We start from the raw sequence: 9,869 nt of genomic DNA, 5'->3' as shown, positions 1-9,869 counted from the left end.
CAGATCCCGTGGCGATGTCGTCCGGCGCTGCCGCACGCTGGTCGAGACCACCCCGCACACCGGGCACGCCGCCGTGGTCTCCTCCTCGGTGATCACGTGCACGACTCGGGTCCCGTCCGCGGCGCGCAGCACCTCGCGCACTCGAACTCCGGGCAGGCCGAACAGGATCGTCGTACCGTCTGAACTCACTCGTGGCCCCTCTGCTGCCGGCTCGTATCCACCGTCAGCATCGAGGGGCCACGGGCTTCTCAGCCCGAGGCCGCGATCCTCACAAGATCATGTCCTTCTTCCCCCTCAAGTTCGAAGAGCCGTAATACGGGCTCGGAGTAGCAAGGCTTTCGGGCCTCCACTGGTCGATCGGGTTCGCGGCCTCTCAAACGTCCACGAACTCGCTGATCGTCTCGAACGCGACACCATCTTCGCCAGACAATGTGCTGCAGGAGCCTTTCGAACAGGAGCATGCGGTGACCTCGGCCGATCACCTGCGGATGCAGGTCAGCTGACTCCACTGGCCGAGGAGGTAACGCGAGGGCGGCTGCTGTTCCGCAGCATGAGCTCGGTCGCCGGCTGGGCGTACGGCAGTAGCTGCGGATCCGGGCAGCCGGTCGACAGGTCGAGCGCAGGGCCGGAGACCGTCGCGTGGCGGAAGCGGCGGTGGGTTGCACCGGTGGACCGTCGCCCACGAAGGATCCACGGCATCCGTCGGTCCGGGCCACCCCACGGGGACAAGCAGTTGCAAGCCTCGCCCACGGTCGCCGGGCGAATGCCCAGACGGCGGGCGAGCGCGCGCACGGTGGACAGCCTGGTCTGCCGGCGGCGGCTGCCCAACGCTCGCCATGCGCGCCAGCGCCTGTGCGATGCCCTTGGCGGTCCGTTCTTCCGCGTGCTCGACCGGCTTATCGAACACGTTGCCCGAACAGCTCCTGTCTGAGTAAGAAACGTACCTTGACCGACCACTGGGCGAACAATAACGTCGCTGGACGTCAGCTCCTTACGTCCGCCGGAGGTCGAGCCGATGCGGATCGCGATCAGCCAGTTCGCTGACGGCCGCTACGCCGACGTTGACCTCACGGATATTGCCGCGCTGGCGGCAGAGGCGGCCGACGCCGGGGGGTGGGTCGTGTGTTTTCCGAGGGCGCGGTGTTCCGGGGGTCGGCCCCGGCCGCGGAGATTGTCAGCGCGGCACCTTGGAGGTAGCGGGAGCATGACCACCGGCCGGATGCAGATCCGTCGCAAGCCCACCCGCGGCTCGTACGAGCTCGCTGATGCGCTGGCGGTTCTCTGCGAGGGCTTGTTCGGTCACCTTGCCTTCATCCAGGACGACCATCCCTACTGCATCCCGATGGTGCACGGGATGGTCGACGAGACGCTCTACCTGCACGGCTCCGCGGCTAGCAGGGCCTGTCGCATCGCTGGCTCCGGGGCTCCGCTGTGTTTCACCGTGACGTTGGCCGACGGGGTCGTCGTCGCCAAGAGCATGGTCAACTCTTCGCTCAACTACCGGTCGTGCGTCGTCATGGGAGCTGGGCGACCGGTCACCGATCCGGACGAGATCACCGTGGCCTACCACGCGGTCGTCGACTCCCTGATCCCTGGCCGCAGCGGCGACGTGAGGGCACCCACCGACCGTGAACTCAAGAAGACGGCGTTCCTCGCCATGACGCTGGACGAGTTCTCGGTCAAGGCACGACACGGCGGCCCGGTCGAGGAGGCCGAGGACGTCGGGCTCCCGCACTGGTCGGGCGTCGTCCCCGCGCGCATCGTCTTCGGGGCCGCCGAGCCGGCCATGGACGGGCAGGGCCCGGTACCGCCCTACCTGGATCCGTACGTCCGCCCCGATGGAGGCAACCGATCGTGAAGGTGGACCTGTTACTGACCGGCGCTGACTTCATCACGCTCGACCCACGGCAGCCGCGGGCCCGGTGGCTGGCCGTTCACGGGGAGCGGATCGTCGCCGCCGGCACCGATCCGGCGGAGGCACCGAAGGGGTACCGCACTGTGGAACTGGGTGGGACGACGGTCGTCCCCGGCTTCCACGACGCACACAATCACACCGTCCAGTACGGGCTGGCCCTGCGGCACGTCGACCTGAAGAGCTCGCAGGTACGCACCCTCGATGAGCTCTACCGCCGGGTCAGGAACGCAGCAGATCGGCAACCGGCAGGCAGCTGGATCGTCGGAGAGGCCTACGACCAGAACGTCCTCGGCGCGCACCCCGACCTGGCCGTGCTCGACCGGGCGGCACCGGACCACTACGTCCAGCTCACCCACAAGTCGCGGCACATGTGCTTCGTCAACAGTGCCGTGATCGATGCGCTGGACCTGCAGGACGCCCCGGACCCGATGGGCGGCACCGTCCAGCGTGGACCGGACGGCCGGCCCACCGGGCTGCTGCTGGAGTCGGCCATGGAGCTGCTGCGACCCCTCACCTGGCCGGCCTCGCTGCCGGCGATGGTGGACGCGATCAGCTCAGCGCACGCCCGGTACCTCGCCGAGGGGCTCACCGCGGTGCAGGAGGCGGGCGTCGGGGCAGGCCTCGCCGGCTCCTCACCGCTGGAGGCGTACGCGTTCCAGGTGGCCCGGGAGCAGGGCGACCTCCGGGTGCGAACGACACTCATGCCGGTCAATGCGGGCGCTGAACCCATCCGGGGGGCCAACAGCGACGACGTCTTCGGTTTCGGCCTGGGGCTGCGCAACGGGTTCGGGGACCCATGGCTGCGCATCGGACCGATGAAAGTGTTCAGTGACGGATCCCTTATCGGCCGGTCCGCGGCCCTCAACGACGGCTACCACGAGGACCCGTGCAATCACGGGATGCTGGCGATGGAGCCGGTCGACCTGCACGCGGTCCTGCGTGCTGCACACCGCTCGGGATGGCAGACGGCCACGCACGCCATCGGTGACCGTGCACTCGATGCCGTGCTGGACTGCTACGAGCGGATACTGGCCGAAACCCCCCGGGCGGACCACCGTCACCGGGTCGAGCACGCGGGGGTCGCTGGCCCCGATGCGGTCACGCGACTGATCCGTCTCGGGCTGATCCCCGATCCGCAGGGTCGCTTCATCACCGAGATCGGCGACGGAATGATCGAGGCGCTCGGTCCTGACCGCATCGGCTGGTGCTACCGGAGCCGCTCGTGGGTGGACGCGGGTATCGAGCTACCCGGCAGCAGCGATCGACCGGTGGTGGACGGCGCGCCGCTGCTGGGCATCCACGACATGGTCAACCGACGGACGGCGTCCGGTCTGGTGCTGGGAGCCGACGAATCGCTCACGCCGCTGCAGGCGCTGCGTGCCTACACGTATGGGTCGGCGCACGCCACCTTCCTGGAAGAGGACATGGGAATGCTGGGATCGGGGCGACTGGCCGATCTCACCGTGCTGTCCGACGACCTCACGACCATTGCGCCCGAGCGGATCCGGGACATCGAAGTGGTGGCCACCTTTGTGGGCGGAGCCGCGGCCCACGACCCCCAGCACCTCGCAGAACAGGCGGCGCCATGCATCTGACTCCACACGAGCAGGCCCGGCTGCTGGTGGCGACAGCTGCGGACCTTGCGCGACGTCGCCTGGCTCGCGGCGCACGGCTGGGGGCGACGGAGGCCGGTGCGCTCATCACCGACGAGGTGCAGGAGTGGGCGTGGGACGGCCTCCCGCTGAGCGAGGTCGTCCGGCGGGCGGGATCGGTTCTGCGTGCGGACCAGGTGCTGCCGGGAGTGCCTGCCAAGCTGCATCACCTGCAGATCGACGCGCTTTTCCCGTCCGGGACTCTGCTGGTCGACGTGATCGACCCGGTGGGGCAGCCGGGGGAAAAGCTCGCGGGGTCAGGCGAGTCGACGGTGACCGCGGACCGGCCCGAGATGATCGAGCTCAACGCGGGCCGCCCGAAGCGGGAGGTCACTGTCACGAACCGGGCAGACCGCACCGTGCGGGTAACCAGTCACGTCGACTTCGCTTCGGTGAATCCTCTGCTGGACCACGACCGCACGACGACGTCTGGATGGCGCCCCGACATCCCGGCCGGGTCCAGCATCTCCTTCCAGCCGGGAGAGACCAGGACGGTCACGCTCGTGGCCATGGCAGCGACGAGGAAAAGGGCGTAGTCCGTGGCAACCATCGATGCCCACACGTACAGCAGCATCTACGGGCCCACGACCGGTGACGTCCTCGGTCTTGGAGACTCCGGCCTGGTGGTGCGGATCGAGCAGGACGACGTGGCTTACGGCGACGAAATCCTGGGCGGCTGCGGAAAGACCTGGCGCGACGGCTTCTATGTCCGTGGCAGTGCGGGTGACAGCGAGCTGGACCTGCTCGTCTCCAACGTCGTGCTGATCGATCCCGTTCTGGGCGTGCGCAAGACGTGCATCGGCATCAAGGAAGGCAGGGTCGTCGGCATGGGCCGGGCCGGCTCCCCGGACGTCGTCGACGGCGTGGACCTCGTGGTCGGCCCCCACACCGCTCTGGTCCCCGGCGAGGGCCTCGTCGCGACGCCGGGAGCCGTCGACTCCCACGTGCATCTCGCGTCTCCGGCACTGGTCGACGTCGCCCTCAGCGCCGGCATCACCACGATGGTGGGCATGGGAATCGGCGGTGTGTGGGATGTAGGGGTCAACCCGCGGTACAACATCCACACTCTCACCGAGGCTTTCGCCGAGGTACCGATCAACATCATGCTGCTCGCGCGGGGCAGCACCACCGACCGCGGCGCCATGCAGGCAGCTCTGGACGCCGGCGCCGGTGGCTTCAAGGTGCACGAGGACTACGGGGCCTCACCCGCCTGCATCGACGCCTGCCTGACGGTGGCGGAGTCGGCGGACGTCGCCGTCGCCCTGCACTCCGACAGCCTCAACGAGTTCGGCCTGCTGGCCGACACCATCGAGGCGACGGCCGGCAGGACCATCCACGCCTACCACGTCGAAGGCGGCGGCGGGTACCCCGACCTCCTGGAGATCCTGCAGGAGCCTCACGTGCTGGGGTCCTCGACGACACCGACGATTCCCTACGGCAAGCACACGCTCGAAGAGCTCTTTCCCATGACCATGAACGTGCACCGGCAGACCCCCCTGTTCGCGTCCGACATCGACACGACGCACAGCCGCCTGCACGAGGCCGGCATCCAGGCGGAGAACCACCTGCACCACCGCGGTGCCATCTCGATCATCAACAGCGACGCACTCGGTATGGGACGCATCGGGGAGATGGTCCGACGAACCTGGCAACTGGCTTCCCACCCCGCGCTCGGAGCCGGTGGCGGCGCTGACGCCGATACCCGGACGGTGCTGCAGTTCCTGGCCAAGATCACCGTGAACCCGGCGATCGCACACGGCATCGCCCAACATGTGGGCAGTCTGCAGCCCGGCCGGCTGGCCGACATCGTGCTGTGGGATCCCGCCTGGTTCGGCACCAAACCCGAGCTCGTTCTGAAGTCCGGTTTCGTGGCCTGGGGAGCGGCCGGACAGGGCAACGGCTCGACCCGATCATGCGAACCGCGGGTCATGGGGCCGTACTTCGGCGCGATGGGCGCGGCACCGCGCCGGCTGGCGGCGACCTTCGTCACCGAGAACTCCATGCGGGGCGGCCAGCTCGTCCCGGGGCCGACGTACCTGCCCGTGCGCGGCACCCGCGGTCTCACCCGGGCCGACATGTGGCACAACGACGCCGTACCCCGCGTGCACGTGCCCCGCGACGGCTCACCGGTCGAGGTCGACGGCCATCCGGTGCAGGTGGCGCCCCTGGCGCACGTGCCCTACGGCCAAGGCGCGTACCTCGCATGAGCGCGCCGGAGACGCGCGTCGGCCGCGCCACGTGGACCCTCCTGCGAGCGGCACGGATCCACACCCTGGACGGTCCGCCGGTGGAGGCGCTGGTGCTGTTCGGGGACCGGGTCGTGGCCGCAGGAAAGGCCTCCGACCTCGTCGACCGGTTCCCCGTCGACCGCCGGATCGAGCTCGACGGCGTCGTCGTCCCCGGCCTGAACGACGCTCACGCCCACCCGACGATGACCGCCGAGAATCTCTTGCACGTGAACTGCTCACCCGAGGTCGCCACCGGTGAGGCCCGCCTCGTCGAGTTGCTGCGCGAGGCGGCCGCTCAGCTGGGACCGGGGGAGTGGGTCCTCGGGTCCCGGTACGACCACAGCAAGACCACCGACGGCCGCGTCGTGGACCGGGAGTTCCTGGACATGGCCGTACCTGACCACCCGGCGCTGCTCACCCACGTGGCCTCACACTGGGGGGTGCTGAACTCGGCCGGCCTGGCTGCTGCCGGCCTCACCCGGGACAGCATGGACCCCCCCGGGGGGGCGCTCGGACGAGACGGTGCCGGGGAACTCAATGGCGTGGTCTACGAGCAGGCCCTCTTCGACATCTCCTATCCCTCGCTGGCGCGGGGGCAGACGACCGTTCCGGCGTCGGACCTCGACGCCAGGTTGCGCGGGCTCGCACGGGCGCAGCGGATGTTCCACGCCGCAGGTCTGACATCGATGACCGACGCCCTCTGCGGACCCGAGGACGTGCGGCTCCTCGCCGAAGCGCGGCGACGGGATGCACTCACTCTGCGGATCAGCATGCTGGTCGCGTTTCCCCATTACGACCGCATCGCCGACCTCGGCCTGCAGAGCGGATTCGGGGACGATCGGCTCCGGCTGCTCGGCGTCAAGGCGTTCGTCGACGGTGCCTGTGCGGGGGGTAACTGTCTGGTCGACGAGCCCTTCGAGGGAACCGATGACCACGGCATGCAGACGATGAGCACGCCGGACCTCGAGGCTCTGGTGGCCCGGGTCGCCGGCGACGGCGTCGTCCTGGCCGTGCACGCGAACGGGGACCGGGCGATCCGCATGCTTCTCACGGCGCATGAAAAGGCACGTGCCGCCGGAGCCCCCCGGCGTCGACACCGCATCGAGCACTGCTCATTGGTCGACCAGGACATCGTGCAGCGAATACGCCAGCTGGATCTCGTCGCCGTCCCCTTCGGCTCGTACGCCCGATTCCACGGCGACAAACTCGTCGGGTACTTCGGACACGAACGGCTCGAGCGCATGTTCGCCCACCGCACCCTGCTGGATGCCGGTGTCCACGTCGCAGGGTCCAGCGACTACCCTTGCGGTCCCTACGAGCCGCTGGCCGCCATCACCTCATGCGTCGAACGACGGGCCGCCGACGGGACCGGCATCGGCTTGGGGCAACGGATCAGCGTCGAGCGGGCTTTTGATCTCTACACACGCGGAGCCGCATTTGCCTCGGGTGAGGAGGACATCAAAGGCACCCTGCAGCCGGGCATGCTGGCCGACTTCGTCGAACTCGGGGCGGATCCGTTCCATTCTCCGGCGGAGCAGATCGCGGACATCCCGGTGCGTTCGACCTGGTTGGGCGGGGACTGCGTCTTTTCGCAGCCATGACACATCTTTGCGGAGACCTCCCATGAGCGAGGTGGCCGGCCGCCTCGCCTCGCAGGTCGGCGCCGAGGTGCTGGGCACGGGTGTGATCAGCCGCGGCATGCTGGGTGGCGTGCCGGGAACGCCACCGGCCAAGGTTGTCATCATCGGCGCTGGCGTGTCCGGCGCGGCAGCGTTGGAGGTCCCTCTGGGCCTGCGGGCGAACGTCACCATCCTGGACCGTGACCTCGACAAGATGCGCCAGATCGACCGGCTTTTCGACAACCAGGTCGGGGCCCTGGCCTCGACAGCCACCACGGTCGAGCGAGAGGTGCTCGCCGCGGACGTCGTGATCGGGGCCGTTCTTGTGGTTGGCGCCCGAGCGCCGAAGCTGGTGACGCGCGCTCTCGTGGCACCGATGAAGCAGGGCAGCGTGCTCGTCGACATCGCCATCGACCAGGGGGTTGCTTCGAGGACTCCCGACCCTCCAGCCACGGGGAGCCCACGGCCCGGGTGCACTCCTCGGTCTTCTACTGCGTCGCGAACATGCCCGGCCCGGTGCCCGACACCCACCATCGAGCTGACCAACGCGACCGCGCCCTATGCGCGGGCGCTGGCCGACAACGGTCGGCGGAGGGCGCTGCGGGACGACGCTGGTCTCGCCGAGGGCCTGTCCACATGCAACGGTCAGCTGGCCAGTGCGCCCGTCGGTGCTGCGCACGGCATCGCGACTGAGCCGCTGGCGACCCGCTCTGGCGTGACCCGCACCCTCCACCACCACCCCCCAGGAGCCCCTCATGACCACCCCCATCGACACCTCACTGGCCGGCGTCCCCGACGCCACGGCGACTCGCGCCGCAGACCACCTCTGGATGCACTTCGCCCGCCAGGGCCGTCACCCGCAGACGCCCGTCCCGGTCATCACCCGTGGTGAGGGCCCCTACATCTGGGACAACCGGGGCCGGAAGATCCTCGACGGACTGTCCGGGTTGTTCGTCGTCCAGGTCGGACACGGGCGCGGGGAGCTGGCCGAGGTGGCCGCCAAGCAGATCTCCGAGCTGGCGTACTTCCCTGTGTGGGGCTACAGCACGCCGGTGCAGGCCGAGCTCGCCGAGCGGGTCGCCGACCTGGCGCCCGGCGACCTGAACCGGGTCTTCTTCACGACCGGTGGCGGGGAGGCTGTGGAGTCGGCATGGAAGGCCGCCAAGCAGTACTTCAAGCTGATGGGCAAGCCGCTCAAGCACAAGGTGATCAGCCGGGCGGTGGCCTACCACGGCACTCCGCATGGCGCGCTCGCGATCACCGGCCTCCCGGCGATGAAGAAGGACTTCGAGCCCCTCGCTCCCGGCGGGTTCCGCGTGCCCAACACCAACCTCTATCGTCACCCAGAGTTCGCCGACGATCCCAAGGCGTTCGGCCGCTGGGCCGCCGACCGGATCGAGGAGGCGATCCTCTTCGAGGGCGCGGACACCGTCGCCGCGGTGTTTCTCGAGCCGGTGCAGAACTCCGGTGGCTGCCTCACCCCGCCCCCCGGCTATTTCGAGCGGGTCAGGGAGATCTGTGACCAGTACGACGTGCTGCTGGTATCTGACGAGGTGATCTGTGCGTTCGGGCGGCACGGCGCGATGTTCGCCTGCGAAAAGTTCGGCTACACGCCCGACTTGATCACCTGCGCCAAGGGCATGAGCTCTGGCTACGGGGCCATCGGCGCGATGATCGCCTCGGAGAAGGTCATCGAGCCCTTTCTGCGCCCAGGGGTCGCGTTCCCGCACGGTTACACGTTCGGCGGCCACCCCGTGGCCGCGGCGCTGTCGCTGGCCAACCTGGACATCATGGAGAACGAGGGGCTCAACCAGCGCGTGTTGGACAACGAAGCGGCGTTGGGCCACACCCTACGCAAGCTGCTGGACCTGCCGATCGTGGGTGACGTCCGGGGTGACGGCTATTTCTGGGCCGTCGAGTTGGTCAAGGACAAGACCACCCGGCAGACGTTCGACGCGCAGGAGCGCGAGCGGCTGGTCCGCGGCTTCTTACCGGGGGCCCTGTTCGAGAACGGCCTGTACTGCCGGCCCGACGACCGTGGTGACGTGGTCGTGCAGGTGGCGCCGCCGCTGATCTGCGGGCAGGCGGAATTCGACGAGATGGAGCAGATCTTGCGGGCCACGCTTGTCGAGGCTCAAGAGCTGATCTGACGGAGGTTGCCCGATGACGCCCCACGTCCTGCGGCTCCAGGAGCGGAGCGGGGTTGGTCGGTTCCTGAGGGGGGCGCGAGTCATCGACTCGGCCTGGTCGCACGGCTGCCAGCAGGGGCCCGCACATTTCGGACCATCGAGTCCACGCGGCCGTGAAGCCGACCCGCACCGTGCTCTCGGGCGTCCCCGAGCTGTCCGGGACCATCTCGGTGGCACTGGCACTGGCACTGGCACTGGCACTGGCACTGGCACTGGCACTGGCACTGGCACTGGCACTGGCACTGGCACTGGCACTGGCACTGGCA

Annotated in this window: 7 protein-coding genes and 1 pseudogene; 7 read left to right on the top strand and 1 reads right to left on the bottom strand. The window is 69.0% G+C overall.

Going from position 1 to position 9,869, the window contains the following annotated elements; all coding sequences use genetic code 11:
- A pseudogene (locus tag BLW04_RS23385) lies at positions 1 to 189 on the bottom strand (ISL3 family transposase); the annotation flags it as partial.
- A gap of 1,015 nt (positions 190 to 1,204) precedes the next feature.
- On the opposite strand from BLW04_RS23385, the gene BLW04_RS23380 reads away from it, so the two are divergent.
- Genes BLW04_RS23380 through BLW04_RS23350 form a run of 7 tightly spaced genes read left to right on the top strand, consistent with a single transcriptional unit; the run spans position 1,205 to position 9,564 of the window.
- Entirely contained in the window at positions 1,205 to 1,858 is a 654-nt protein-coding gene (locus tag BLW04_RS23380) for a pyridoxamine 5'-phosphate oxidase family protein (RefSeq protein WP_175484247.1), read from the top strand.
- Positions 1,855 to 3,510, top strand: a complete 1,656-nt coding sequence (locus BLW04_RS23375; RefSeq protein WP_091547870.1) for an amidohydrolase — start codon at positions 1,855 to 1,857, stop codon at positions 3,508 to 3,510. Before BLW04_RS23380 ends, BLW04_RS23375 begins: the two co-directional genes overlap by 4 nt.
- Positions 3,501 to 4,103, top strand: coding sequence for an urease subunit gamma (locus BLW04_RS23370; RefSeq protein ID WP_091547869.1), 603 nt, complete (start codon positions 3,501 to 3,503; stop codon positions 4,101 to 4,103). The genes BLW04_RS23375 and BLW04_RS23370 overlap by 10 nt, the downstream gene beginning before the upstream one ends.
- A gap of 3 nt (positions 4,104 to 4,106) precedes the next feature.
- Positions 4,107 to 5,774 (top strand): urease subunit alpha, encoded by a 1,668-nt coding sequence (locus tag BLW04_RS23365; protein WP_091547868.1) that lies wholly within the window; start codon positions 4,107 to 4,109, stop codon positions 5,772 to 5,774.
- Positions 5,771 to 7,396 carry an amidohydrolase gene (locus BLW04_RS23360; RefSeq protein WP_091547867.1) on the top strand — a complete coding sequence of 542 codons (1,626 nt, stop codon included), beginning with the start codon at positions 5,771 to 5,773 and terminating at the stop codon, positions 7,394 to 7,396. The genes BLW04_RS23365 and BLW04_RS23360 overlap by 4 nt, the downstream gene beginning before the upstream one ends.
- Before the next feature lie 22 nt (positions 7,397 to 7,418).
- A complete protein-coding gene (locus BLW04_RS29865) occupies positions 7,419 to 8,306 on the top strand; it encodes a hypothetical protein (RefSeq protein WP_371327818.1) in 888 nt (295 codons plus the stop codon).
- The gene (locus BLW04_RS23350) at positions 8,194 to 9,564 is read left to right on the top strand and encodes an aspartate aminotransferase family protein (protein WP_371327819.1); all 1,371 of its coding nucleotides are present in this window, start codon (positions 8,194 to 8,196) and stop codon (positions 9,562 to 9,564) included. The genes BLW04_RS29865 and BLW04_RS23350 overlap by 113 nt, the downstream gene beginning before the upstream one ends.
- The last annotated feature ends 305 nt before the right edge of the window (positions 9,565 to 9,869 follow it).

Origin of the sequence: Modestobacter sp. DSM 44400 (assembly GCF_900107175.1) — a bacterium.
Taxonomy (GTDB): Bacteria; Actinomycetota; Actinomycetes; order Mycobacteriales; family Geodermatophilaceae; genus Modestobacter.
The sequence above is the reverse complement of the archived record's forward strand: the minus strand, read 5'-3'. Positions and strand labels throughout refer to the sequence as shown.